The organism is Dehalococcoidales bacterium (assembly GCA_028716225.1).
GTDB lineage: Bacteria > Chloroflexota > Dehalococcoidia > Dehalococcoidales > UBA5760 > UBA5760.
On the sequence record JAQUQE010000005.1, the window covers coordinates 85,944 to 112,097 of the forward strand.

The 26,154-nt window shown below is 52.2% G+C and carries 23 protein-coding genes; 13 read left to right on the forward strand and 10 right to left on the reverse strand.

Translation table 11 applies throughout. The features are described 5' to 3' along the window. Positions 1-9: 9 nt before the first annotated feature. From PHI12_04950 to PHI12_04965, 4 genes are all read right to left on the reverse strand, one after another. Positions 10-2,241, reverse strand: coding sequence for a vitamin B12-dependent ribonucleotide reductase (locus PHI12_04950; GenBank protein MDD5510136.1), 2,232 nt, complete (start codon positions 2,239-2,241; stop codon positions 10-12). Positions 2,242-2,591: 350 nt separating this feature from the next. Next, positions 2,592-3,149, reverse strand: a complete 558-nt coding sequence (gene nrdR / locus PHI12_04955) for a transcriptional regulator NrdR (GenBank protein ID MDD5510137.1) — start codon at positions 3,147-3,149, stop codon at positions 2,592-2,594. 304 nt (positions 3,150-3,453) lie between these two features. Continuing rightward, entirely contained in the window at positions 3,454-4,632 is a 1,179-nt protein-coding gene (locus PHI12_04960; protein MDD5510138.1) for a hypothetical protein, read from the reverse strand. A 169-nt stretch (positions 4,633-4,801) separates the two neighbouring features. Then, a complete protein-coding gene (locus PHI12_04965; GenBank protein ID MDD5510139.1) occupies positions 4,802-5,221 on the reverse strand; it encodes an Rrf2 family transcriptional regulator in 420 nt (139 codons plus the stop codon). Between the two features lie 143 nt (positions 5,222-5,364). On the opposite strand from PHI12_04965, the gene selA reads away from it, so the two are divergent. From selA to PHI12_04980, 3 genes are read left to right on the forward strand one after another with little or no spacing between them, the layout of a single operon-like run. Further along, the gene (gene selA / locus PHI12_04970) at positions 5,365-6,756 is read left to right on the forward strand and encodes an L-seryl-tRNA(Sec) selenium transferase (protein MDD5510140.1); all 1,392 of its coding nucleotides are present in this window, start codon (positions 5,365-5,367) and stop codon (positions 6,754-6,756) included. A gap of 27 nt (positions 6,757-6,783) precedes the next feature. Beyond that, a complete protein-coding gene (gene selB / locus PHI12_04975; protein MDD5510141.1) occupies positions 6,784-8,652 on the forward strand; it encodes a selenocysteine-specific translation elongation factor in 1,869 nt (622 codons plus the stop codon). A 54-nt stretch (positions 8,653-8,706) separates the two neighbouring features. Then, a complete protein-coding gene (locus tag PHI12_04980; GenBank protein ID MDD5510142.1) occupies positions 8,707-8,952 on the forward strand; it encodes a hypothetical protein in 246 nt (81 codons plus the stop codon). 15 nt (positions 8,953-8,967) lie between these two features. On the opposite strand, the gene PHI12_04985 is transcribed toward PHI12_04980, so the two are convergent. Next, positions 8,968-9,225, reverse strand: coding sequence for a hypothetical protein (locus PHI12_04985; GenBank protein ID MDD5510143.1), 258 nt, complete (start codon positions 9,223-9,225; stop codon positions 8,968-8,970). A gap of 177 nt (positions 9,226-9,402) precedes the next feature. Between PHI12_04985 and PHI12_04990 the strand changes: the two genes are divergently transcribed. Further along, complete coding sequence (locus tag PHI12_04990; protein MDD5510144.1) at positions 9,403-11,160, forward strand: thiamine pyrophosphate-binding protein; 1,758 nt, start codon at positions 9,403-9,405, stop codon at positions 11,158-11,160. 136 nt (positions 11,161-11,296) lie between these two features. Here PHI12_04990 and PHI12_04995 read toward each other — a convergent pair whose 3' ends face one another. Together PHI12_04995 and PHI12_05000 are read right to left on the reverse strand one after the other, a co-directional pair. Then, positions 11,297-11,767 (reverse strand): universal stress protein, encoded by a 471-nt coding sequence (locus PHI12_04995; GenBank protein ID MDD5510145.1) that lies wholly within the window; start codon positions 11,765-11,767, stop codon positions 11,297-11,299. A gap of 212 nt (positions 11,768-11,979) precedes the next feature. Further along, entirely contained in the window at positions 11,980-12,678 is a 699-nt protein-coding gene (locus tag PHI12_05000; GenBank protein ID MDD5510146.1) for an HAD family hydrolase, read from the reverse strand. Between the two features lie 359 nt (positions 12,679-13,037). Here PHI12_05000 and PHI12_05005 point away from each other — a divergent pair, with 359 nt between their 5' ends. Next, positions 13,038-13,898 carry a DegV family protein gene (locus PHI12_05005; protein ID MDD5510147.1) on the forward strand — a complete coding sequence of 287 codons (861 nt, stop codon included), beginning with the start codon at positions 13,038-13,040 and terminating at the stop codon, positions 13,896-13,898. A gap of 74 nt (positions 13,899-13,972) precedes the next feature. Here the strand turns inward: PHI12_05005 and PHI12_05010 are convergent, their stop codons facing one another. Continuing rightward, positions 13,973-14,710: a hypothetical protein gene (locus PHI12_05010; protein MDD5510148.1), complete on the reverse strand. Its 738-nt coding sequence runs from the start codon at positions 14,708-14,710 to the stop codon at positions 13,973-13,975. Positions 14,711-15,003: 293 nt separating this feature from the next. Between PHI12_05010 and PHI12_05015 the strand changes: the two genes are divergently transcribed. Next, positions 15,004-16,245 carry a trypsin-like peptidase domain-containing protein gene (locus tag PHI12_05015; protein ID MDD5510149.1) on the forward strand — a complete coding sequence of 414 codons (1,242 nt, stop codon included), beginning with the start codon at positions 15,004-15,006 and terminating at the stop codon, positions 16,243-16,245. A 240-nt stretch (positions 16,246-16,485) separates the two neighbouring features. Here the strand turns inward: PHI12_05015 and PHI12_05020 are convergent, their stop codons facing one another. Beyond that, positions 16,486-16,791, reverse strand: coding sequence for a hypothetical protein (locus PHI12_05020; protein ID MDD5510150.1), 306 nt, complete (start codon positions 16,789-16,791; stop codon positions 16,486-16,488). Between the two features lie 335 nt (positions 16,792-17,126). Here PHI12_05020 and PHI12_05025 point away from each other — a divergent pair, with 335 nt between their 5' ends. Then, positions 17,127-17,282, forward strand: a complete 156-nt coding sequence (locus PHI12_05025; GenBank protein ID MDD5510151.1) for a hypothetical protein — start codon at positions 17,127-17,129, stop codon at positions 17,280-17,282. 102 nt (positions 17,283-17,384) lie between these two features. Beyond that, entirely contained in the window at positions 17,385-17,780 is a 396-nt protein-coding gene (locus tag PHI12_05030) for a DUF2780 domain-containing protein (GenBank protein MDD5510152.1), read from the forward strand. Between the two features lie 50 nt (positions 17,781-17,830). On the opposite strand, the gene PHI12_05035 is transcribed toward PHI12_05030, so the two are convergent. Then, complete coding sequence (locus PHI12_05035) at positions 17,831-20,299, reverse strand: hypothetical protein (protein MDD5510153.1); 2,469 nt, start codon at positions 20,297-20,299, stop codon at positions 17,831-17,833. Positions 20,300-20,598: 299 nt separating this feature from the next. On the opposite strand from PHI12_05035, the gene PHI12_05040 reads away from it, so the two are divergent. The 5 genes from PHI12_05040 (at position 20,599) to PHI12_05060 (ending at position 26,154) form a co-directional block, all read left to right on the forward strand. After that, the gene (locus tag PHI12_05040) at positions 20,599-21,051 is read left to right on the forward strand and encodes a MarR family transcriptional regulator (GenBank protein ID MDD5510154.1); all 453 of its coding nucleotides are present in this window, start codon (positions 20,599-20,601) and stop codon (positions 21,049-21,051) included. A 147-nt stretch (positions 21,052-21,198) separates the two neighbouring features. Then, the gene (locus PHI12_05045) at positions 21,199-22,497 is read left to right on the forward strand and encodes an MATE family efflux transporter (GenBank protein MDD5510155.1); all 1,299 of its coding nucleotides are present in this window, start codon (positions 21,199-21,201) and stop codon (positions 22,495-22,497) included. Positions 22,498-22,504: 7 nt separating this feature from the next. Continuing rightward, the gene (locus PHI12_05050; GenBank protein ID MDD5510156.1) at positions 22,505-23,770 is read left to right on the forward strand and encodes a DUF58 domain-containing protein; all 1,266 of its coding nucleotides are present in this window, start codon (positions 22,505-22,507) and stop codon (positions 23,768-23,770) included. Next, positions 23,767-25,155, forward strand: a complete 1,389-nt coding sequence (locus tag PHI12_05055) for a DUF4129 domain-containing protein (protein MDD5510157.1) — start codon at positions 23,767-23,769, stop codon at positions 25,153-25,155. The genes PHI12_05050 and PHI12_05055 overlap by 4 nt, the downstream gene beginning before the upstream one ends. 36 nt (positions 25,156-25,191) lie before the next feature. Further along, positions 25,192-26,154 carry a MoxR family ATPase gene (locus tag PHI12_05060; GenBank protein ID MDD5510158.1) on the forward strand — a complete coding sequence of 321 codons (963 nt, stop codon included), beginning with the start codon at positions 25,192-25,194 and terminating at the stop codon, positions 26,152-26,154.

Here is a 26,154-nt window from a genome sequence, read left to right on the forward strand (position 1 = left end):
CCTCATACTTCAACACTTGGTATAGCCGCAGCTCGGACAGACGAAGCAGCCCTCCTGATAGACGAGCAGGTTGCCGCAGTCCGGGCACTGTCCGGCCAGGTTCTTGACCAGCCCGTAGTCTTCCAACCTGGGCTTACCATCGTAGCCGGTGGTATGCTTCTCCAGCACGCTGGCAATGGCATCGGCACAGGAAAGAATAGATTTGCCCTGCTCCCAGGCAATGGACGGACAGCGAATGCCGCGCAGCTGTCTTACTATCGAGGCGACATCGACACCGGAGCGTAAGGCCAGGGAAATGAGCCGGCAGATGGCCTCAAGCTGCGCTGAGGCACAGCCTCCGGTCTTACCCAGGCTGGAGAAGACCTCACAGATACCTTCGTCATCCGAGTTCACCGTGACATAGAGGTTACCGCAGCCTGTGGTCACTTTCTCAGTGACCCCTGAGGTCGTCTTGGTCCGCTTTCTGGGTACCAGTACCGTACTTTCGACCTTCTTAGTCTTGCCTGTAGTCAATACCTGCCCCTCCCGGCTGCCGTCACGGTAGATGGTTATCCCCTTCAGCCCTTCCTCATAGGCCATTTTATAGACACTGGCGATATCATCAACAGTAGCTTCTTTGGGAAAATTGACCGTTTTGGATACCGCATTGTGAGTAAACCTTTGAAAAGCAGCCTGCATCTTAACGTGCCAGCCGGCCTTTATGTCGTGAGCAGTAACAAAGGTCTTCTTGATATCATCCGGTACACCATCAATACCACGGAGGCTGACCCCATCAGCCAGCTTGCGCATAAGCTCCTCGGAATAGAAGCCCCCCTTCTTGGCCACCTCCTCAAAGTACGGGTTTACTTCGATAAACTGCTCACCATCCAGAATATTGCGCTTGTAGCTCAAGGCAAAAAGAGGCTCGATACCGCTCGAGCAGCCGGCGATAATACTCAGTGTACCGGTGGGGGCGATGGTGGTACAGGAAGCATTTCTTAACCTGGGCCCGGAGGGGACATCATAAATACTCTCGGCAAAGGCGGGGAAGACCCCCCGCTCCCCGGCCAGCTCCTCAGAGGCCTTTGCCGACTGCTCGGTGACAAACTGCATGATATCAGAGGCAACCTTCAGCGCCTCTTCCGAGTCATAGGGAATATCGAGCTTGATTAACATATCGGCAAAGCCCATTACTCCGAGACCGATCTTCCTGGTCTTTTTGGTCATTTCCTCGATTGCGGGCAGGGGGAACTTGTTAACCTCAATGACATTGTCCAGAAAGCGCACTGCCGTCCTGATTATCTCCTTCAGATGGGGATAATCAATCCGGTAGGACCCGTCCTGGAGAATTACCATCCGGGACAGGTTAATCGAGCCCAGATTGCACGATTCGTAAGGGAGCAGGGGCTGTTCGCCGCAGGGGTTAGTGCTCTCAATCCTACCCAGTTGCGGGGTAGGATTGTCATCATTAATACGGTCAATGAAGACAACACCCGGGTCTCCGGTCTTCCAGGCCATACTGACCAGCTTATCGAACACTTCTTTGGCATTGAGCCTGCCGGAAACCTCTTTGGTATGCGGATTGACCAGGTTATAGTCGGTGCCGGCCTTGACCGCCTCCATGAATTCACCGGTCACCGCCACCGAGATATTGAAGTTGGTCAGCGAGGCAAGGTCTTCCTTAGCCGTAATGAACCTCATAATGTCGGGGTGGTCAATACTGAGGATACCCATATTCGCCCCGCGGCGCATCCCGCCCTGTTTGATAACATCAGTAGCGACATCAAAGGCACGGATAAAGGAGACCGGGCCGCTGGCGACGCCCCCGGTAGAGCCTACTCTATCATCCTCCGGCCTGAGTCTGGAAAAGGAAAAACCGGTCCCGCCGCCACTCTTATGAATCAGGGCAGTATTTTTCACGGCATCGAAGATGGACTCCATCGAGTCCTCGACGGGGAGGACGAAGCATGCCGAGAGCTGGCCCAGTTCCCGCCCGGCATTCATCAGGGTAGGGGAATTGGGCAAGAACTGGAGGCTGGTCATCAACCGGTAGAACTCCTCCTCCACTACTGTGACGTCAGCCTCAGGGTTATAGACAAGCTCAGCCGAGGCAATCGCACCGGCTACCCGGCGAAACATATCCTCCGGAGTCTCCACAACCCGGCCCTTGGCGTCTTTCTTCAAGTACCTTTTCCCCAGGACACGGAGGGCATTCTCGGTAAGACTGACCCCGCTTAACGACTTGATCTCCGGCTTAACCATATCAGTTTGCATTTCGGGTGCGACCTCCTCCTTGGGCATTGACTCTTTACCGTAATCTTCCAGTTCCTTACTGGCCAGTATTTCCTCTACCACGGCCTGAATTTCAGAACCGCTGGGCAGGCGCGGCAGCCTGTGCTGAGACCGGGGCACCAGGTCCTCCATGCCGGGCAGGGGCTGTTCCGCCCCGGAGACGGGCCTCAACTGCTCCAGACGCTCAATTACCTGCGCGGTGAGCTGCTCGACCAACCTCCGATCAGCAATGCCCATCGACTCAGCGGCAGCAAAGACAACCCGGGCCACCCGGGTACGGTCCAGCCAGTGCGTGCTCTTTCCCGTTCCATTCCTAGTATTCATTTACGACGCCTCCGTTGACCTCCAGCCAGCGCCAGTGACGGCTCAACCGGAAGCAAAGGCAGTTGACTCACCGGCTGGGATGCTTTTGCCGCCTCATCTCCGATCAGAGTGTCCAGTTCCTGCTTCAAGGCAGTGATATCGGCGAACTCCCGATAGACGCTGGCAAAGCGAATGTAGGCAATATGGTCCAGCTCCCTCAAGCCCTTCATCACCATATCGCCGATAACAGCACCGGGTATCTCTGATTTACCCAGCCGGTAAAGCTCGGCTTCGATATCATCAACAAGCTTATCGATAGCTCCGGTAGGCAGCGGCCGCTTCTCACAGGCCTTGCGGATGCCGGACATGAGCTTCTCCCGGCTAAACTCCTCACGGCGCTTGTCCTTCTTAATTACAAAGAGACTGGCCGCCTGCAACCGCTCGTAGGTGGTAAAACGAGCACTACAAGAGGAACACTGACGCCGGCGGCGGACACCATCATCAACGTCACGGGAATCAATAACCCTGGACTCCAGATTGCCGCAATAAGGACAATTCACGAATAATCTCCACACTATATAGTGTAGGAGATATACATTACCACAATATATAGTGTTTGTCAACTATTATTTGTCCTGAAATCTGGGGGTAATTTGAATAAGGCGATGGATGCCAAACAGCCCGGGAACATACACCATTAAGAAGACCACAGATCCGGGTTTACTGCCGGCTTGATACGGAAAGACCTTAAGCTGACTATGGCTGAATGGGCATCAGACCGGAGCCCACGAAGGTCAAACAACAGGGTTTCCTTATCCCATACGTAGTAAGTGGTAAGGCCACTGTACCCGAACAGGAAAGACCCAGCCGGCACCGCACCTATCTCATCGAGATATAGTCGCCGAGTGAACCGAGGTCACTCCTGCGACGCCACCACCTCATCCCCAGCGGGATGGAGATAGCGGCGGAAACAGCGATGATAACAAAAATGATAGGCCATCTTTCCGATCCGGTTGGTGAAGACGGCAAAGTAGTATTAGTCAGTAAATCTCCTTCCTTGACGGTAAAGAACAAAGGACCCAGGCTGTTGACCTCTACTTGGTAGGTGCCTGCTGCACTCTGAGCGGTAGTAAAGGTAACCATTTGAAAGGCCCCACCGGCAAGATCGATTTTCCTCGTGTCTGCCACGACACCGTTTATCTTGAGGGTTACGATATCGCTACCGTCTGCCTCCCCAGGATTTATCAGCAAAGCGCTGATGGTCACTGCTGCACCGGGACTGACCTCCTGGGGTGAAACACTCAGTGCACTTGAGGTAAAAGCAACCGGAGCTGCCGGGGAAACGGGCAGCGAAGGAGTTTCCGGATTATCCGGGGACGAATCGACCAAAGCAAGCACGGTAAAGCAAGAGAAGTGCTCGATATAGGCACTAATGGTATCGTTCGCGGCGTCAACCTCAAAATCCATCTCCGGCAAACCAACGTCAAAGTTGTCGCAACGGGTGATTAGCAGTTCTTCCTCAGCTATCCCTTCCGGGATGTCGCCGGTATCATATCGCCAGGTCAGCATTACCGGCTGGTCAAAGGTGGTCCCCTCGGGTTTCAACTGATACGGCAACCCGATAATACTATAGTCTTCAGGTGGATCCGGTGCACGCTTAATTTCGGCAAACTCCACCTCGGTCAGCGGGTTGCCCTCTCCATCCAGAGCGGTAACTCCGTAAGGAATATTAATGCTGAGCATCCCGTCCTCAGAAACGAACTCAACGGAATCGGGGGCAAAGTAAGCGATGATACTCCAATCCCGTTGTTCAGCCTCAATGGGAAACATTTGATCGAAGATGATTTTTTCCCGCTGTGATTTCTCAACGGCCACATAGTTGACAAAGCGGTAGCCGTATTCCGGAATCGCCTCTACATTGACGATGGTACTACTCTCAACTGAAAAATAAGCGGGGTATTTGGGCTCAGCGTCCCCGTTTATCTCTTCGGGCACAGCTTCCCCGTTTATCTCGACAGTGCCGCCGCCGCTCGGGCTGATATCCACCTTGATCGTCACCGACGAACAGCTAGGCCCTCAGCCATAAGCCGGCTTGGCGGTAAACGCCGCCGCTGCCAGCGGTACCAGCAAAGCCGCCGCCAGACAGGGCAACGCTATTCCCAAAAACCCTTTTTTCACCCTTTTTCACTCCTTACAGGGTATAGCTTACACCTTTTGTTTATCATCCTCAACCCCCCTTCCGCCCCTGCCGCTCGACCAAGTCCTCCAGAGTAATATCAGAGAGTACACCATCCACCGCTTCTTTCACCTCGGCCCACACCCGGCGGGTCACGCAGGAACCGGCACGCGAGCAGAGCATCGCATTATCAACACACTCTACCGGCGCCATCGACCCCTCCATCACCTGCACAATATCAATAAATCTTATCTCACGTGGCGGCCGGGCCAGCATGAACCCACCTCTGGGCCCGCGAACGCTCCTGACCAGACCGGCTGTCTTGAGCCGGGTAAAGAGCTGCTCCAGATACAGGCACGATATCTGCTGCCTCGCCGAGATGTCCTTGATCAGAGTCGGACTGCCCCCAGATTGGACCGCCAGATCAATCATCGCGCGCACTGCATAACGTCCCTTGGTCGAGAGTTTCACAGCTCCAGCCGGCCTGTTCTGAATTTTATTATCACAATACTCGTAAATATAGCGCAACAAAAAGGTCTTGTCAAATATTAGTCCAGGAGCATCTAAAACACCTTTGAAAAGAGGGCGATATGTATTAGAATAGAGCGGAGAATATGGACAAGGAGTTTCGTCACCTGCCCGGAGTGGACAAGCTAACCTCCAACGAGCGCTTGAGGCAGCTCGGGGAGGAGCTTTCCCACACGTCCTTTATGGAGTTGATACGCAACCACCTTGAGCAAACCCGGCTGGATATCGCTGCCGGTAGCCCCTGCCCTTCTCTTGACGATATAGTAGAAGCTATTGTCGCCCGGGGCTGCGCCATGACAAAGCCGGGGCTGCGCCCGGTGGTCAACGCTACCGGCATCATACTTCACACCAACCTGGGCCGTGCTCCTCTCAGCGAGGAGACTGCCGCCGCGATGAACACGGTCGCCAGCACCTACTCTAACCTGGAGTTCGACCTGGACAGCGGCCGGCGGGGGTCGCGCAACAGCCACATCGAGCAGTCGCTGTGCCGGCTCACCGGAGCCGAGGCGGCACTGGTGGTAAACAATAATACCTCAGCGGTGCTGCTCGCTCTCAGTGCGCTGACCAGAAGGAAAGAGGTGCTCGTTTCCCGCGGCCAGGCAGTACAGATCGGCGGCGGCTTTCGCATCCCCGACGTAATGCGCCAGAGCGGGGCCAGGCTGGTCGAGGTGGGCACCACCAACTGCACCTATGCTGTCGATTATGAACAGGCAATCAACCCGCGGACAGCGGCGCTGATGCGAATCCACCTGAGCAACTTCAGGATGATGGGCTTCACCCATTCGGTCACTCTCGAGGAACTGGTAGCGCTGGGCAAAGACCACAACCTCCCCGTACTCGATGACCTCGGCAGCGGATGTCTGCTGGATACCACCCAGTTCGGTCTTGACCCGGAGCCAACGGTACAGCAGAGCATTGCCGCTGGTGTCGACCTGGTCTTCTTCTCTGCTGATAAGCTCCTCGGTGGTCCTCAAGCCGGCATCGTCACCGGTCGGAAAGAGCTGATAGAAAAATTGAAGAAACACCCGCTGGCGCGTGCGGTACGGATCGATAAGATAGGACTGGCCGGTCTGGCGGCCACCCTGGTTCACTACCTGAAAGGTGAAGCGATAACCAAGATCCCGGTCTGGCGTATGATTGCCGCTCCTCTGGACGGAATTGAGCAGCGGGCCGTAACCTGGGCTGGACCACTCAAGAGACTGGCCGGGGTGATCGCCGGAGAAACGATGGTCGGAGGCGGCAGTCTGCCCGGGGCCACTCTACCGACCAGGCTGGTTGCTATCGGAGAAGAGGGAGGTAAAAGTAAGCGCAATATGGCGCAAGTCTTAAGCCAGCGGCTGCGCCAGCGAGAGATACCGGTCATCGGGCGAATTAGCGAAAATCTCCTCTTGCTCGACCCCCGCTCCGTACTTCCCGGAGAAGACAGGATTGTGCTCAAAGCCCTGCAAGATGCCGCTGCCAGCCTTAAGGACAGGTGACACCGCCGCAGCGAAAAGGAGTACCTGGTGTTTGTAATCGGTACTGCGGGACACATAGACCACGGTAAATCGGTACTGGTGCGCGCCCTGACCGGCATAGACCCGGACCGGCTGCGCGAGGAGAAGGAACGGGGTATGACCATTGACCTGGGCTTCGCCTGGCTGAAGCTGCCCGATGGTCAGGAGGTTGGTATTGTTGATGTCCCGGGTCACGAACGGCTGATTAAGAATATGCTGGCCGGAGTGGGCGGCATCGACCTGGCCCTGCTTATCATCGATGCCGGTGAAGGAGTGATGCCACAGACCAGGGAGCACCTGGCTATCCTGAACATACTAGGTATAGAGAGAGGAATCGCCGTTCTCACCAAAAAGGACCTGGTAGATGATGAGCGGCTGGCCCTGGCAAGGGGGGAAGTCACCAGGCTGCTCGCTCCGACCACCCTTGCCCGGTCCCCGATTGTTGCCGTCTCGGCCCTGACCGGAGAGGGCCTCGCTGATCTGACCTCGGCTATCGGCAAGCTCCTCGGCTCCACTCCACTCAGGAAGGATATCGGCCGTCCCCGGCTTCCCATAGACCGCGTCTTTACTATTGCCGGCTCCGGCACCATCGTCACCGGAACACTGATTGACGGCTCGCTCAGCACAGGACAGGAGGTAGAACTGATCCCCGCCGGGCTCAGGTCACGGATACGAAGGCTGCAGACGCATAAGACTTCTGTCGAAACGGCCGCTCCGGGGAGCAGGGTCGGCGTCAACCTGACCGGTATCGCCGCCACCGAACCACAGCGCGGCGATGTACTCACCATACCCGGCTGGCTCTCACCCACCACGATGCTCTCGGTTAAGCTGTGTCTGCTACCCCATCTTCAGCACCCCCTGTCACACGGCACCACGGTGAACTTTTATGCCGGGTCCACCCAGGCTGAATCCAGAGTCCGCCTGCTGGAAAAAGACGAACTCAAGCCCGGTGAGACGGGCTGGGCACAGCTATTACTGAATAAGCCGGTGGCTCTGGTTAAGGGCGACCGTTTTATTATCCGCTCGCCGGAGGCTACTCTTGGCGGTGGCGAAGTTCTCGAGCCTCATACCAGACGGCACCGCCGACTGCACCCGAACGTCATTGAGAACCTCAGGCGTAGAGCGCAGGGAACCCCCGAAGAGATGATTATGGCAATACTGGAGGGTAAACCGCTCAAGATGTCCGAACTCTCCACACAGAGCGGCCTAACTGTCAGCGAGCTTAGCCCGGCAGTAGCCTCCCTTATCGAGCAGAGTAAGATAGTCAGGATAGGCAGGGGGGAAAGCGAGCTCCTTCTGACTGCAACCGGCTGGGAGAATCTGGCCGGCCGGGTGACCGCCATCCTTAAGGACTATCACCTCAGGTTCCCCTCCCGCCCGGGGATGCCCAGGGCAGAGTTGAGCAGCCGGCTCAAGATGACGGCACCTAGTCCGGCGATTATAAAAAAGCTTCTTGACGATGGCAACGTCATCGAGGATAGCGCTGCTATCCGTCTTGCCACCCATCACGTTCAGCTCACCAAGACGCAGCAGGCGCAGATAGACACCTTCCTCAAGTCACTGGCGGAGAGTCCTTACGCCCCACCCGGCGGCCTCATACCGGAAGCGGACCTGCTCAAACTGATCGTGGCCCGCAACCAGGTGATCAAGATAAGCGAGGAGGTGGTCTTCTCCCGTCAAGCCTATAATGAAATGGTAGCCGGAATCACCTCACACCTGAAGGAAGCGGGAAGCGTGACTGTAGCTGAAGTACGGGATATGTTTAAGACCAGCCGCAAGTATGCCCTGGCTCTGCTGGAATACCTGGATGGGGCGAAGGTAACACGCCGCCTCGGCGACCGTAGAGTTCTCTATCGGGAATCAGGTACCGGACATTGACAAGAACATTCCGGGTGAAACTAGACCTACCTAATCATAGTGAAGGAGGAGGGTATGATGAGCTGCCACCCGTATCAATACCGCGTACTGGTCGAATACCTTGCCCCTACGTTGGGCTCAATGAAACCCGACTACAGAAAGGAAAGCGACGGGCAGTCACTGACCGCGAAGCTCGGGGAGGTCATGGAGCACCTGCCGACCGCCATCCCCGATGGTTGGGAGGTTAACTCCCACAGTCTGACGGTTGCCGGGGATGCGGTTATTCTCTCCATCCTGATCCGCCGACCGGTGGCACAATAATTCACCAGCATATTATCATGGGCAGGACTGCAGTTCTTCCTCCGCTGCCGTCACCACGGTATTACTCATACCAAGGCGGATCTTATAAATGTAGGAGTCTTCAGGGAGATGGTCTCTGTAATAAAGAACGTGAAATGCTCCCAGGTAGAACGAATCCAGGACTACGCCAACCTCATCTACATACTTCTCATTATGGGGGTATTTTACATTCCCCTGCTTGTCTTTCACCGAGACGATTTTCACCTTGTGCCCTTTATCATATTTCGCTTCCATAAGACTACTCCCCCGGTGATGGATTCGCCCTATTTTACCACCAATTGGCCATCAGTCAATACATTATGAAACTACATTGGTATAATACAGCCCCTGAATTACGCAATTTCGTCACTAAAATCACGGGGCGGGCTGATGTTATAATTAAGAAAAGAGCCCCTACAGAGAGGTTTATAAATGAAGAAATATAGGTGTACGGTCTGCGACTACATCTACGACGAAGCAAAGGAGGGCAGGAAGTTCTCGGAGCTGCCGGAGAACTGGAGGTGTCCTGTCTGTAATGCCCCTAAAGCGGCTTTCGTCGCCCTGACGGAAGAAAGCGGAGAAAAGAAGAAAGAGGCCAGTACGGTTTCGGACGTCTTTGTCGAACAAATGGCCGAGTGGGGCATCAGGTATGTCTTCGGCCTACCTGGCACATCCGCACTCGGCCTGGTCGACGCAATCAGGAAGAATAAGCGGATGAAGTTCATCCAGGTACGGCATGAACAGACCGCCGCTTTTATGGCCTCAGCCTACGGAAAACTAACCGGACACATAGCAGCATGCCTGACCATAGCCGGGCCGGGGGCAACCAATCTGGCCACCGGCCTGTATGACGCTAAGCTCGATCATGCTCCGGTGCTGGCCCTGACCGGGTTGGTGAAGAGGCAACTGATTGGTCCCGGATCCTTTCAGGAAATCGACCAGCATTCATTTTTCGAACCGATATGCGTCTTCAACAAGATACTGATGGCGGAAGAACAAACGACCAGCCTGGTCACATTGGCCATCAAGCACGCCCTGCTGGAGAGAGGAGTATCCCATATCAGTATCCCTAACGACATCCAGAAGATTCCGTACGATACCGATGTACTGCCAATGCAGGGTAGAATCACCAATCGAAGTATTCTACCGAGCGAGCATTTGATAAAAGAAGCTGCCGTAAAGATCGATTCAGCCAAAAGGCCCGTTATCATCGCCGGTTTCGGAGCCGTTGGTCAGGGCGATAAGCTGCTGGAGTTAGCCCGCAAAATCTATGCGCCGGTGGTAACGACTTTCAAGGGCAAGGGCGTTATTGACGAGACTAACGAACTATATGTCGGCAGTCACGGGACAATCGGATCAACGGCCGCTGCCAAACTGGTCCGGGGCAGCGACCTGCTGATTGTGGTCGGGTCCTCATTTTCCGATATGACACAGATACCGCCGAAGAGAATAGTACAAATTGACATAGACCCTATGATACTGGCCAAGAATTATCCCTCCGAGGTCTCATTGTGGGGTAGCAGCGCCGAGATACTGCCGAAACTGACAGGAAAGGTCGCCGCAAAAGAAAACAAGGAATATCTGGCTGAAATAACCAGATTGAAGAAGGAGTGGACAAAGCTGCTTGCTAAAGAAGCAGACTCATCCCGAACTCCAATAAGGCCGCAGTATATAATCAAGGTGCTGAACGACAAAATCGCGGAAGACGCCATAATATCCCTGGACGTCGGTGACAACGGCTGGTGGTTTGGCAGAAACTTCGTGATGAAGTCAACCCAAAAGATGGTTATGTCCGGTTATCTGGCCTCGATGGGTACCGGGCTTCCGGGAGCCATCGAGGCACAGCTTGCCTATCAAGACAGGCAGGCTGTTTGTATTACGGGAGACGGCGGCTTTTCGATGGTGATGGGAGACTTCCTCACCGCCGTAAAATATGACCTGCCGGTTAAGATCTTCCTGTTTAACAATAAGCAGCTCGGCATGATAATGCAGGAACAAAAAATCGAGGACTATCCCAACTGGCAGACCGACCTGTACAACTGCAATTTTGCGGAATATGCGCAAATCTGTGGTGGGATAGGAATCAAAGTAAAAGACCCGGCAGAACTGGAAGGAGCCGTCGAACAGGCACTGTCGTCAACGAAGCCGGTTATTGTGGATATTGATACCGATACCAGAAGGTTCGTGTAGCAAATTCACCCGCAAAGGAGAGCAATCCGTTTCACAGGAGCAAGGGACGAAAGAATACGCTGGAGTGTATTCCTTAAACCATCGTGAAACCGGCAGCCTGCCCGGGAGTTTAAAACGAAAGCGCGTTCCCCAAGCCCTAGACGGCTTGGGGACAGCCCGGTGCACGAACCATCATAACCGTTGTGGGGCTGGATTTGAGGACCTTATCAGCAACACTGCCGTGGGTCCACCTGCTTGGACCGGAGCGCCCGTGACTGGCCATAATGATGAGATCACATTTTTCTGTCTTTGCATAAATGATAATCTCTTCGGCAGGATTGCCCATCAGCATCTCCGCGCGCACCTTAATTCCTTTGCTCTCCAACCCCTTAGCTATTCTGTCCAAGTACCTTTGGCCCTGCTTTTCCATTTTACCCGCAATTTCAGGCATGAGTCTTTCACCTGACGGACTATCATAACCCTCAACCGGCCGGTAGCCCCGGACACGCTCCGTAACGCTTACTAGTACCACATCCACTCCGCACTTCGAGGCAATCTCTTCAACATGAGGAAGAGCACACTCCGCCAGCTTGGAGCCGTCTAAAGGAACCAGAATCTTCTTATACATCGGTTATCCCCCTTATTACGGAATATTTAACGAAGTCCCTGGATATCAATTTCCCGATCATTACTATCACCACCGCCACCCTCATCACCCGTTTGAGCGTTTTTCACAGTATCAGAAACGCCGCCATCTGTCAATAGTCGCATCACGTCTGAAAAGCACTTCATCTCTGGTGCCGGGGGATCAGACTATCCCCTACGGGAATCACGCTGCGATTACCAGATAATATCAGGAAGCTCGGCCAGGGTATGTATTCGCGGGCAATCTTCTATCTCCGGGAATACATCATAGCGATCAATAAGCACGGGGTTAATACCTACCCCCCTGGCACCGATAACGTCCGTACTGTACTGGTCACCGACATATATCGCTTCTGCAGCTCTGATATCGGCGTGTTTCAATGCTGATAAGAAGACCGGCGGCTCTGGTTTGGGAGCCCCTACATCACTGGAAGTAACCGTGAAATCAAGATACGCCCCCAATCCAAGCTGGCGGGAGATAAGGTTTATTTCTTCTTTCATGCTGGTAATCAAGCCCAGAATAAGTCCGCTACCTTTCAGGGTCTTCATGGTCGGGAGTACATCGTCATAAAGTCTGAAATCCAACCTCTTCGCATCATGGCTTACTATCTTCATAATCTGAAAAACTGTCTCCCCGGGCAAAGTTACGCCGATGCCGGACAGTATTAATTCCTCATAATGAAGAAAGGGCTCCGGATCCTTCGATTCATCCCACCGATATGGAGTACCCCCGGGTACCTCGGTCTCGGCAATATAGATAGGACGTATCAGCCTCTCGGAGGGTACCTCTATACCGAATTTAGCAAAGATCCGGGCGTGCAATTCATGCCTTTCCACTTTAGGATGTCCTATGGTATCCATCCAATCAAAAAATACTGCCTTGATAGCCTTCAATATACTCCTCGCTACGTCAGTAAGAGAATAACAGCCCCAGTCAATTCCCCTCCAGTCTCAGTCTTCAGTCCACCAGTTAAGATAAGGATTCAGCGGTATGCCATGCCTGCCCACTACAGGATAAACATCGGTAACCTAAAGCTCAACACACTGAAGCTACGATGAGACTTTGTTTTTCATTCTTGGTCTAAATGATAGTATCACGCTGGTGAAACTGTCAATCGCACAATCACTCCAATCCCGGTTGACAGCCCGGCTATTCCCAGGGCCCGGAAGAGTATTGTAATTTTTTCTTGACAAGGACTACAATTGTGTCAATCCGGTACTGCAAAAGCTATGTCAGCAAAGGAGGTCAATTAATGATGAGAAAAGTAGCTGTTGTAGTTGATAGCATCGCCAAAATGCCGCCAGAGGTGTTGGCGGAATATGACATCACGGTATTACCTTTCCATATCTCCATGGGTGGCAAAGACTACCTGGACACTACCATCGATACAGAGCTGCTCTACTCCCGGCTTATGAGCAAAGAACTGCCCACTGTCGCACCTCCTTCCCCGGGAGAGATGGCAGAGGCCTTCCGCAAGATAAGCCAGCGAGCCAGGGCCATCCTGTATATCACCATGACATCCCGCTTCTCCGGAGAGTATGAAAGGGTAACAGGAGTTAAGGAAAGCATTGAGCAGGAACTGCCCGGCGTGGTGGTTGAGGCGGTTGATTCCCTCACTATTACCTGCGCCGAGGCTCTTATTACCATTGAAGCAGCGAAAGCGGCGGGTGAGGGGAAGAGCTTGCCTGAGGTGGCGGAGATTGCGCGTCAGATGGTGCAGCGCGTCTCCGCTCTGTCAGTGCGAGATTCCCTTTATTACTTCGACAAGTCAGGAAGACTGGGCAAAGAACGTCCCCTGGCCGGCTCCCCGGTTCCCCTGGCACCGGTCCTGGAGATAGATGCCGCCACCGGCGGGGTAACGCAAGCGGTATCGAAGCATAGAACCGTAGCCAAAGCACTAGAAAATATGCTCGAGATAATGAAGAAGAGAAGTGCGAACAAGAAGCTGCATGTTATGGCAGGACACCTCTATAAGCCAGATACGGCGGAGGAACTAAAAGAAAAGATCATTTCCGAAGTCCAACCTGCCCGGTTCTATTTTACTGAACTTTCACCGGTAGCCGCTATCATTAACGGACCATATATCGACCTGGCCTTCTTTACCGAAGATTAAGAGCAGGCCGGCTTTTTCAGCTCTGCTGTCACTCTATAGCTTCGGCTGGCATACTCCCGACTGCCTGAGAACCTTCATTTCACCTCGGGGTCGGCTTGCGGGTTAAACGGGTTGATTCTAACCGCCAGTGAATAAAGATAGGGGTAATCATTTTTTATGTGCTTCATGTAGTCCAGCCAGACGGGGAGAAGCAGCGCGTAAGCCCTCTCGATGTCGACCGCAATATGTTTATAATCGGCCTGTCCGAGCGTGGTCAAATCGGTTCGTCTCGCCAGCTCCTCGGTAAGGTGAGCTATCGCGGAGAGCAGATCAGTAAACTCCTCACGCTCAAGGAGACTAGGGTTCTCCAGAACCAGCATCAGAAACGACCTCTTGCTGTTGAGTAATATGCGCAGTGCCTCAAGGTCTTCGGGCACAGCTACTATTGCGTAGTGGTAATCTCGCAGCATATTCTTAGCGGTGACGAAATCCTGGTCGGACCAGTTAGGCGTTACCGACAGAATTTTACTGATCGCGTCTCTACTCGTATCGAATGCGGCAAGATAATCGAGCAGGGGGGTCCCTAATTCCATAAAAAAATTGCCGATTACGATATTCAACTTCTGCAGTCTATGTTTATTTTCTCTCTGGGAGATTAGTCTGTTAATCCACAGGGTAATGAGCACGACCGATACCGGCACGAATCCGACCTGCAATGTAATCAGCCTCAGCATATAGGGAATATCCTTGAATACAAGGTAATTGATCCCGTAGCACACGCCGGATATAGCCACCAGAGTGACTATCAGTTTAGCCGTCCAGCTTATTTTCAAATACTCAACTCCTTTTCTTTACTCTTACCGATATCGCACATCCATGCCATATTCTATCACGACAATACCCTCCGAGGTAAAAGCGATGCCTGCGGTCTTTTTCCTCAGCCATCGACCGCTATGTGAGCTTGATTTCATCTTAATGTCACTGGATTGTATTGACAATTGTCACATAATTGTATACACTCAATTTCACAAAAGCCTGCTGTAATTAACAGCCTGAAAGCGTTAAGTCCAAGTGATACCTCAATTAGGGAAGAAAACAGCTTCCTGATTCATCAAGGAGGATAAAGATGAAGGGTAATTCTAGAAGGCGGTTATCTCTTTGTGCAATAGCTCTATCAATCCTGGTACTGGTACCATTGTTAGCATCAGGCTGCGGCAAGAGGCCGATGCCGAAAGTAGAAGACCTGACTATGGGTCAGTTGGCCGTCATCAATGAGCCTGCGGTAGTGCTGATCTACTCCACATGGTCGGGAACCCTGGTTTCCACCAGTACCCGGGAGTCAGTGGCATACTTAAGCCACAATGATGAAACGTTCCAGTCGCTTAACATCCCCACCTTTAGCTATGGGTCGCAGGGTACCGGGTTCGTGATTAACCCTGACGGTTACGTTGTGACCAATGCTCATGTCGTCCACCAGACCGAGGAGCAGATTGAAAGCGCGATATACCGCGGATTTGTGAACTGGGGTATACGGACATTCCCACAATACTTCGCTCAGGCCGGACTTGACCCCTGGCCCGCCACCCAGCAGGACGCGGACGACCTCTGGGCAGCCGTACATGAAAGCTTTGATGTGGCAAACATCAAGCAGGAAGTCAACGTTACCGTGGGCAAATCCGTCGGCGGTGTTCAGCTGATGGAGCAAAGCAGCCTGGCCGAAGTCAGAAAGGTCAGTCCCCGGGAATGGAAGTACACCGGCGGTAAGTGGACAGTCGTATCCGGGAAGGACGTCGCTATCTTAAAGATGCAGGCCACTAACCATCCCAGCATGATCCTGGGCGATTCCGACGAAATGATGGTCGGCGACCCCATAATGGCCATCGGCTACCCCGGTGCCGTGGTAACCCATGATTACCTCTCCTCAGACAGCAAGTTTGAAGCCTCGGTAACTTCCGGTATCATCAGCGCCCTGAAACAAGCCGATGACGGCTCACCGATACTGCAGACCGATGCTGCGATAACCCACGGCAACTCCGGCGGACCGGCTATCAACGAGGACGGTGAGGTAATCGGTATTACTACCTTCGGCACGTCAGGCTGGGACCCGGTTCTCGGCGACTACGCGGAGATTGGAGGCTTTAACTTCCTGGTACCCAGCAGCGTCGTTATCGAGATGCTGCAGGAAATGAATATTGAAAATGAACAGGGCCTGACCGACGAACATTATACCAACGCCATGCTGCTGTTCTATGATGAAAGATACGCCGAGGCGGTGGATGAGTTCGAGACTGTCTTGAACCTCTTCCCGGGGCATCCCTACGCCCAGAGCTATCTCACCACCAGCCAGCAGAAATTACTCGAAGATTAGCGCCAAGGATACCGGGAATAACGGATACAAAGTAAGCTGCTGTCGATTATTAATTAGAAAATTTAGAGCCCCACGGAAAATCGTGGGGCTCTATTTTATTGCTGTCTATCAGATTCAACCCAATACACAACCAAATCACTTCCTACTGTATGACAGTTTCCTAGACACGCCAACAACAAAAGCCGAAGGATGAGCGTTATTTGCTCATCCTTCCACGCCCAATCACAACTAGACCAGCGCCTATTTCTTAATTGGACGAATGGGAGGCTTCATCCCCTTTACAGCGGGCCTCATTTTCGCCGGAGGGGTCTTGGCAAATGCTTCGGCGCATTTCATACAGTAAATCTTGCAGTCGTCCACTTCTTTCTTATAGAGGCCGCTCACACTGATTACCGTCCAACCATATGAACTGGCTTCACTGCCCTTCGTAGTCTTCAGCAGCGGCTGGTTGCACCTCCCCGTATGCCCATGTCCCGGCCGGGTGCATTCACACTTTCCCCCGGATCTTTCCCACGCTTTGTCACGAACTTCGCTGGAAAATACCATCTCCAAAACCTCCTATACCCTATTTATCCCCGAATTATAGCACTGCCATACCCGTTGTCAACACTATCTACGAGCGAAGCACTACCATGGTATTAGCAGAGAATAGTTCATGACCATCTAAGACACTCAAGCCCTCCCTTACCCGCTACAGTGCTTCCCAGGGATACTTTTACGACTTTGTCCAACTTGATTATCCTTTTGATGCTCTCAGCCGGCAATACGTTAGCGGGCAAAGCATAAATTACCTATTGACAATAAGATAAATCTAGTGTAGCTTTGGTCTGCATAATCCAAAGATATTCAAATAACAAAATCTACAGAAAGGATGAAAAGGTATGGGTATTAAGAAAATGGTGATGGGGCCGATTATTGCGAGAATTCTCGGGGTGATAGGATGTTGCTTGATTGCCGCCGGAGTTGGTGTCGGTATTTCCGCCCTTATTGCTGTTGGCGTAGTCCTTTTCGGAATAGCGCTTTTCATCTTCAAATAGAAAGTGACGAGGTTGCCGGGAATCTACCAATCATACGACCATAAGGCAACGATATTCTGTCGGGTACCGTAAGCTACGTTATCGATAGACAGGAGGTGAAGTGTGGAACTAATCGACCAATTGACCAAAAATCTGGGGGTGAGTGAGACTCAGGCCAAGGGTGGGGCCGGGTTGCTTTTCAAGCAGGCTAAAGAGCAAATGAGCGGTTCTGATTTTTCCAAGATGTCCGCGGCGATACCCGGTCTGGATAAGATTATCGGTGCGGCGCCATCCGGCGGCGGGGATATGCCGGGTGGTCTGGGCGATCTGGGTAAGATGATTCCCGGTCTCGGTGGTGCCGCAGGCGGTTTGGGCTCTCTGGCGGGTCTTGCCGGCGGATTCTCGAAATTAGGGCTAGACAGCGGTATGATCGGCAAGTTCATTCCCATCATATTGTCGTTTGTCCAGAGCAAGGGTGGTGAGGGGCTCAAAAACATTCTCGGCAAAGCTTTCAAATAGGAACACCCTCTGCCAACTCGTCTCTCTTTATGCCTGCTGACTGCACACCATCACCAGGCAGGAGTAAGTTTGCCGGTCGTTTCCTGCCAGTATGGCAACCAGCAAAGCGCCAGAAGTTGAACTGAGATGTTTGACTTGGTGGGGCGTATTGAGATTTGCTCCAGTCTTTCCGCAAGAGGATCCATTTTCGCTGCCAGTTGGTCTGTATCGGCTTTGAAATCAGCCTCGAGCTGTTGCAGTCTTTGCTTGATAGACTCAACTGTGTCCTTCGCCCGGCCGATATCCTGAGACGCTTTCCTGGAGCGGCTTACTCCGCTCATAGCAGACTTAGCTCCGCTCAGCGAACCGGCGCTGAAAACTTTCCTGCCCATGAATCCTCCCAAGAGAGTCGTTCCAAAGGATAGCGCCGTCTGTATTTTCTGGTGTTTCGCCTGGTCCTTCTCACGCTCAACGGCGGCCTGGGCACGGCGCATCCTCTCCTCCAACGTAGCGATTTTACCGGCATACTTTTGCCGCAGTTTTTCAGTAGCTTCGTCCCGTTTTTCTCGGGCATACTGCTGTAACCTTACCCTGAATTCACTCTCGGACTCGTCAACATTGGAAAACTGTTTGAAACCGGGACTTTTCCACAAATCCAGCTTCTGATTCCGGTAAAGCCAGCCCGAGAATTCCTTCTGCCAGTATTTATAGCTGTCGGCACTGGTGGCGATTTTCGGTAGATTACCATACCGAGCCGGCTCCCTTGGTGACGGCTCAAAATCATTCACGTCAAGATCACTCTCGACAGCGCTATCCCAGTTGACGGCAACAGGGCCTTCAGTAAAGGGGACTCTGTAAACCACGTCCTTGATGAAATTTACCCCGGTTTTTGTATTGCTGAAATGTATCTTACCGGCTCCGATAAGTTCCGGTTGGTAAAAAAGCCCTTGTCCGGCCGGCTGGCTGCTCCTGAAAGGAACGAAATACTGGTCTATTCTGGGCGGTAGAACTGGTCGCACTTCTCTGACCCCGGTAGTATCACTACCTACCACTGTTGGTACCGGTTGAGTTAGACCCGAGGTATCCGTATCGGAGACACCCGCCTTAGATGAGGCAGTGAATAGAGTCCGGATCGGGTCAACGAGCCCCTTGATCTGATTCCGTGTTAGCGGACCGCGCAGGTATGACATTGCCCAACGGGTTTCAAACACCAGTGGTACGTCGTCATGAACGTTATTCATCAAGAACACCCGGCTACCCAAGCCGGCCAGAGTCTGTTCCATAGCCTGACGGTTCCATTTCATGCCGCTGGTTGCAGCTACCCCTTCCAGACCTTCCAGTACCCGTGATTTGTCCCGTTCGGTCTGTAGCCTACCGATGAACCAGGTTCCGGTGTTAGATAAACCCTTGTAGTCGAGATCGACCGGATTCTGGGTGGCCAGTACTATACCTACCCCAAAGGCTCGTGCCTGCTTTAGCAGGGTCAGTAATGGCGTTTTCGATGGCGGATTAGCTACCGGCGGGAAGAATCCGAAAATCTCGTCCATATAGACGATGGATCTGAGACTGGTAGTACCGGATTGGGTACGCATCCAGCCCAGTATTTGATTGAGTAGCAGGGAAACGAAAAACATCCGTTCGGCATCATTTAAGTGAGCGATAGAGAAAACTGCGATCTTAGGTTTACCTTCGGGAGTATACAATATTGAATTGATGTCTAGAGATTCACCCTCAAGCCAGGTATGAAAACCGGGGGCAGCCAACAGATTGTTCAAGGCTAGTGCCAGCTCAAACCTTTCTTTAGCAGGATAGAAAGAATCCAGATCCATCACCCCGATCCTGTTAACGGGCGGACTCTGGATCTGTCGGATCAAATCTGCGATATCCATATCACGCCGGTCTTGCCAGGCTCTATTCAACAGAGTGGAGATGAGGATATGTTCACGGCTCCTTATCGGGTCGGCTTCAATACCAATAATCCCGAGCAGACTGGTGGCCGTGATACTAATGCGCTCTCTGAACAATTCCTCGTCCTCGCGAATTGCCTGAGGTGGAGCGGCAAACGACTTCATGATGGATACCGGAATGCCGGCACTGCTGCCCGGGGTATAGATCACAGCGCTAATCGACTGACGCAGCCTCCTGATGCGCTCTCCACTCTGTCCCCAGGAAGCAAGACCATTCTTCCATAGGTCAGCCTGTTTTCTGGCATATTCTTCATTAGACAGGCCCTTCTTGCGAGCATCTTCCTGATTAACCCAGGGCAGGAAATCCTCGGTTCTTAAGTCCGGAAAGGTCAACAGCAGATTGGTGAGGTCGCCTTTGGGATCAATGGCTATCGCCGGAATGCCATCCATGCCAGCCTCTTCCAAAAGCGAGATACAGAGACCCGTCTTACCGCTGCCGGTCATGCCGACACAGACAGCGTGGGTAACCAGGTCCTTGGAATCATAAAGGAACAGCCCGTCCCCGGGCTTCTTTTCTGCCAGATTGTAGGGCCTTCCCAGGTAAAAAACGCCTAGCTTTTCATAATCTTCCATACTTTGCCCCCATTGGAAATCATATCCATTCGCCTATGGCCCGGATCCGTAAATGATCCCTAAGCAAACAATACGATAAATAGTCTAAGGTTAGACGATGCCTCAGTATAATCCTTTAATTAATTATACTACAATGGTGCTAAACATAATCTTGTAGAGTTTCGGCCTTCGGAACCGTAATACGAGGATTGAACCTTCGGCTGATCTATCCTTTGACAACACCTCAAAGCAATGTTAGCATTTTATAGTTTATATTATTAATTATTAACTAAGTGAACAGTATCATCCGGAGGTGTGAAATGACAGACGGTAGTTTAAATAGCATCTGCGACGATCTATTCTCTACGCTACCTCTTATCGCAAGAATCACCCGGAAAAAGATCTCCAGGTTACCTGCCGGTTTTCCTGAAGACATTTCACCGCTTCACCATGAGATCCTGAAGACGCTAGAGAAAGAAGGAACGTTGCACATTGCTGAAATTGCTTCAAGGTTACTGATACCTCGACCGCAGATGACCCATCTGATAGATAAGCTGGCTGACCTGAACCTGGTTGAAAGACAAATGGATTCATCAGACAGGCGAACAATCAATGTAACGCTCACTGCAAAGGCCAGAATACTATTAGCGGAAATAGATGCAATGGTCAAGGGCAATATCAAAGAAGCATTGTCCTCTCTCACCAGTGAGGAGATGAAGGAACTGCTGGCTTCGGTAACCAAGTTAAGGGAAATACTCTCCAAACTGGGATAGACCCCCAAGCCTGTTTTTTCAGCAGCACCCCCGCGAGAGCATTAATCGGAAAGGACGAAACTTCAAGGCGTGGATAGTCAGCAACAGAGTGTACTTAACGACGATAGAGTCGGCAGACTGTTATTGAAATTATCCCTCCCCGCGTTCATGGGGTTATTCGTGATGACCCTATATAACGTGGTGGATACTATCTTCATTAGCCGCTACGTCGGCTCGCTCGGAATTGCGGGGCTTTCCATTTCCTTCCCGATTCAAATGATGATAATGGGGTTGGGGCAGATGATAGGGATAGGCAGTGCCTCGGTGATTTCCAGAGCACTGGGAGCTAATGACCCCCGGAAGGCGGAACGCACACTGGGTAACGCCATCAGTCACTCAATAATATCGATTTTAATAGCAGCGGTCGGCCTATCCAATATTGACCCCTTGCTTAAGCTCATGGGGGCATCGGAAGCGGTGCTCCTGTACGCCAACGATTATATGTTCATTATTTTTGCCGGTACCACCGTCCAATTTTTTGCCATGGTACTAAGCAGTACCATCAGAGCGCAGGGCAATGCCCATGTTCCGATGATGAGCATGACAATAGGAGCTGGGATTAATATCGGCCTTGATGCTTTATTCATTATAAGCTTCGGTATGGGGATCAAGGGAGCAGCATTAGCTACTGTAATCGGACAGACAATCTCCACATTATATCTTTTCAGATATTATTTTTCCGGCAAAAGCAGCCTGAAGATATATCCCGGAAACCTACGCGTCGAAATGAATATCGCCAGGGATATTTTTACCATTGGAATCGCGTCATTTGCACAAATAGCGGCAACCAGTGTATCCGCTGTCTTCGTAAACAGAGTCCTCGGTACCTACGGTGGTGATATGGCAATATCTGCCTACGGCATCATCAATCGCGTTATCATGTTCGCCCTGATGCCGGGTATAGTCATCGGGCAGGGACTTCAGCCGATACTGGGATTCAACTATGGAGCCAGGCGCTACGATAGAGTACTGAAATCTATCAAGATTGCCAGCATCGCCGCTACGATATGCTGCATAGCAGCCTTTATAGTCTTAAATTTCTTTCCCGAGCCGATAATCAAAATATTTACTGCCGACCTCTTGCTTATTGAGTCGAGTTCGCACGCCACCGGTTACGTATTTCGGGCCGCTTATTTACTCGGCATCACAATGCTCGGCTCCCTGGTCTTCCAATCAATCGGCAAGGCTAACCAATCAATGGTTACCTCATTGGTACGCCCTTTGTTTTTGATTCCCCTGATATTCATACTGCCGAAGCTCTGGCAGGTGGACGGAGTGTGGCTATCGTTCCCCATTTCTGACGCAATTGCGTTCACCTTAACTATGGTACTTCTGATACGTCAGATAAGAGAATTCAAAAGCTCGGATTCACTTAAGGCAGTAGAAAGTCTACAAGTGGGAAGTTAAATAGAAAATGGCACACAGAAAACCCGTAGAGAGACTCATAACATCTCAAACAACCAGCTACTTACTGGGCAAATACAGCCTGATAATAATGCTCACCGGGTTAATCATCGCTGCCTGGAACGGCAAGGTATTAATCGTCGTCCTGCTCGGGCTAATCCTATCGGCAGCCGGTCTGGCTAAACTGTATAGCTATCTGTCATTGGTCAGGGTTCATTGCCAACATTCACTGGACTGCCAGCGCGTTTTCCCCGGAGAGTGTGTCGAAGTAAACATGCGTGTCGTAAACTATAAGCCGCTGCCACTACCCTGGCTGAAAGTAGATAGCAAGATACCAGCCGGGCTTACTTCGGAAACTTCCCCGGAGCAGGACGGGACGCTCAGCAAAGTGATTGCACTTCTCTGGTACGCCCGAGCCAGCTGGCAACACAAGCTGGTCTGCCCGAGACGGGGGTATTACCTCCTGGGGCCGATCAGAATTACGTCCGGGGACATCTTCGGCTTCTACCGACGTACCCGCTTGAAGAAGGTGAGCGACTCTATCATTGTCTATCCCCGGATTTTCGCTATCAACGAAAGGGTAATACCATCCCGGTATCCTTTAGGAGAAAGCAGAGCCGCACAGCACATTTTCCGGGACCCGAGCCGGGTGATCGGGATACGCGACTATACTCCCCAAGATAGCCCCCGCTATATTCACTGGAAGGCAACCGCCATCCATCAGAAACTACAGGTGAAGGTTTTCGAACCGACGACCAATCCAAAATTAGCCCTGATCCTTGACCTGGAAAGCTTTGGTTACGACGGAGTCGGTAATGAACGCACCGGTTCACCATCCGGCAAAACCGATGAATTATTTGAAACAGCTCTCAGTACCGCCGCTTCGCTGGTTAAACATTTTATCGAGCACAAAAGCGCCGTAGGCCTATTTGTCAACACCCGTCTTGCCGACTCGGGCCGACCGGCGGTAATTCCCCCCGGCAGCGGAACCGGTCATCTGGTAAGCATCCTGGAGGCGTTAGCTAAAGTCACCCCGCTCTCCAGCGGCCTCCTCACCGAACTGATACAAGGCGAGCGAAAACATCTACCATGGGGCACCACGCTCATCTTCGTACTATCCCAACCAACCGCCTCCGCATCCAGGCTGCTCTCTTCTTCTAACAAAAGAGGGCACAAGTCAGTTACTATTTTCACGGGCGACCATGATTGGCAAGAGAACGATACGCCAAATCAAAGTGAAGCCGTCGGGGTAACCGCAAAAGAGGAGATCCGATGAAAGCAGGCTGGCCTCGAATTGCGCTATATATCGCCATAATCGGCATGGAGAGTTGCTGGCTCTTTGCCATCCTGTCGCTGGTAAACGGGCTGGTTTTGCAGGGACAATTGTCCATTATTGGTCTTTTGGCTCTTTATCCCATCGCCTTCGGTATCAATAAGACAGTCGCGCAGTTCAAGCTAGCCAAGGTCTACCTTAATCTCATTAGCTGGTCTATCTGGGCCGGCGCTATGCTGTTACTGGTTAAGCTTCAGATCTACGACAGCCTGTCATTATGGAACCAGAGCTGGCTAAAGGAAATTCCCGCAGCACTAAAGCAGGCACCATATGACTTTCGGCCCGAGGTCCTGTTGTTTATCGGAAGCATCGTCATCTGGTGGCTCGGTCAGCGGTTGGTCAATCTCAAGGCCGATTTTCCCAATCTTGTCGTCGAATTCCAGTTCGGCATGCCGGTATTAATCGTCACCTTCATTATCGGCTCATATTTCACAGGCGTACTGGAACACGCAGTACTTATTGCGGTTGCCTTTTTTGCCTTCGCTTTATCAGGATTGTCCATCGGCCACGCCCAGCAGACAGACGGTTCGATTTCACAGATATATCGGGGCCGCTGGTTGGGTATTCTCATTACCGGCATCAGCCTGGTCATTGTGCTAGGCGTACTCAGCGGCTCTACAGTCAACCCTGATTTCTTCGAGCGTATCCTTAACACAGCCAAATGGGCCTGGGAGGTTGCGAAAAGAGCATTAATATGGGCGGCCAGTTTGCTACCGACCTCCCCTCCCACGGAAATACCCGCCGCAGGCGAGATGCCCGGAGAAATCATCCGGGAACCGGCCGGGTCAGGGATATTCGGTATGCCCCAGTGGATAAGAAGCATCGTCAAGTTTGCGCTGTTTATTAACATCGCTTTTTGGTGCATCTTTGCCTTATGGCGAGCATCCGGACAGATGCTCAACTGGCTAAACCAGCGGTTGGCCGGTATGGCAGGGATAAAGACGGAATCGCTGTCCGGGGCATTTAAGTCCGATGTAACCAGGCTGGTAAAGCGCATCCTGACCAGATTCCTGATCTTCTTATTACAACGTCTGGGGAGAAAAACCAGGGCCTTGTCACCGGAGCTAGCCTCAATTCAGCAGATTTATCGCCAGATGGTACGCTGGGCAACTGCCAGAGGGTGCCCCCGCTATCCGACGCAGACTGCGTATGAATACCAGATCAGTCTGGTTAACCTGCTTCCTGATTTCCATGAGGAATTCAGTCTTATTACCAGGCAGTTTGTTGGTGTCCGCTACGGTGGCTTAACGCCCGGTAAAGACGAGTTACTTAATCTAAAACAAAGCTGGCAAAGAATACGAAAAGTACGACGGGGTCACCCGAGTTAGTTTAGCACCTATGTTATAAAGGAGGAACAATTTATTATGGGGGAGTTTGTTCAGCAACTGAACCGGATAGCGACATTCGCCGAGCGATTTATGGAAAATGTCGGTAAGGTAATCGTGGGGAGGAAGGATGCCGTAGAGCTCATTCTGGTAGCTCTACTTTGCGAGGGACACGTCTTAATTGAGGATGTTCCCGGCACAGGTAAGACGATGCTGGCTAAAACAACCGCCCGGTCAATCAACTGTAATTTCCAGAGAATTCAGTGCACCCCCGACCTACTCCCATCGGATATCACAGGTATTCATTACTTCAGCCAGAAGACATCCGAGTTCGAATTTCGCCCCGGGCCGATAATGGCTAACATCGTACTGGCCGACGAGATAAACCGGGCTACACCCCGCACTCAGTCAAGCCTCCTGGAATGTATGCAGGAGCAGCAGGTTACCGTCGACCTCGAAACAATACCGCTACCGCGTCCTTTCCTGCTGATTGCCACCCAAAATCCCGTAGAACTGGAAGGAACTTTCCCTCTGCCTGAAGCACAACTGGACAGGTTCCTGATGAAAATCACCATGGGATATCCCGGCGAAGACGAGGAGGACACCATTCTAAGACGGTTTCATCAGGAGAATCCCCTGGCGAGTCTTTCCAGTGTTATCGAGGCCGAAGAATTGCTGGTATTACAGAAACTGTCTCGCCAGGCATATGTGGAAGAATCGGTACGGAGATATCTCCTCGCTATTATCAGGGCCACCCGCGAACATAAGAGTATTGAACTGGGGGCCAGCCCGAGAGCTTCGCTGAGCCTCGATCTGGCTTCCAGAGTGCTGGCCGCCGTGAGGGGTCGTAGCTACGTTATCCCGGATGACGTCAAGTATCTCGCTCCCCCTATCCTGGGACATCGCCTGATCGCGAAACCCGAAGCCAAGCTACGAAAACACTCGACGGAAGCCGTGCTGGAAGAGATCCTCGCGCAGATACCCGTTCCTGTCGAGCAATAG

Coding starts and splice junctions, on each gene's coding strand:
- PHI12_05055 (MDD5510157.1), top strand. CDS start 23,767: ATGAAAGCAGGCTGGCCTCGAATTGCGCTATATATCGCCATAATCGGC.
- PHI12_05035 (MDD5510153.1), bottom strand. CDS start 20,299: ATGGAAGATTATGAAAAGCTAGGCGTTTTTTACCTGGGAAGGCCCTAC.
- PHI12_05005 (MDD5510147.1), top strand. CDS start 13,038: ATGATGAGAAAAGTAGCTGTTGTAGTTGATAGCATCGCCAAAATGCCG.
- PHI12_04980 (MDD5510142.1), top strand. CDS start 8,707: ATGATGAGCTGCCACCCGTATCAATACCGCGTACTGGTCGAATACCTT.
- PHI12_04990 (MDD5510144.1), top strand. CDS start 9,403: ATGAAGAAATATAGGTGTACGGTCTGCGACTACATCTACGACGAAGCA.
- PHI12_05045 (MDD5510155.1), top strand. CDS start 21,199: ATGGGGTTATTCGTGATGACCCTATATAACGTGGTGGATACTATCTTC.
- PHI12_04950 (MDD5510136.1), bottom strand. CDS start 2,241: ATGGTTAAGCCGGAGATCAAGTCGTTAAGCGGGGTCAGTCTTACCGAG.
- PHI12_04985 (MDD5510143.1), bottom strand. CDS start 9,225: ATGGAAGCGAAATATGATAAAGGGCACAAGGTGAAAATCGTCTCGGTG.
- PHI12_04995 (MDD5510145.1), bottom strand. CDS start 11,767: ATGTATAAGAAGATTCTGGTTCCTTTAGACGGCTCCAAGCTGGCGGAG.
- PHI12_05015 (MDD5510149.1), top strand. CDS start 15,004: ATGAAGGGTAATTCTAGAAGGCGGTTATCTCTTTGTGCAATAGCTCTA.
- PHI12_05025 (MDD5510151.1), top strand. CDS start 17,127: ATGGGTATTAAGAAAATGGTGATGGGGCCGATTATTGCGAGAATTCTC.
- PHI12_05040 (MDD5510154.1), top strand. CDS start 20,599: ATGACAGACGGTAGTTTAAATAGCATCTGCGACGATCTATTCTCTACG.
- selA (MDD5510140.1), top strand. CDS start 5,365: ATGGACAAGGAGTTTCGTCACCTGCCCGGAGTGGACAAGCTAACCTCC.
- PHI12_05060 (MDD5510158.1), top strand. CDS start 25,192: ATGGGGGAGTTTGTTCAGCAACTGAACCGGATAGCGACATTCGCCGAG.
- PHI12_05050 (MDD5510156.1), top strand. CDS start 22,505: ATGGCACACAGAAAACCCGTAGAGAGACTCATAACATCTCAAACAACC.
- PHI12_05020 (MDD5510150.1), bottom strand. CDS start 16,791: ATGGTATTTTCCAGCGAAGTTCGTGACAAAGCGTGGGAAAGATCCGGG.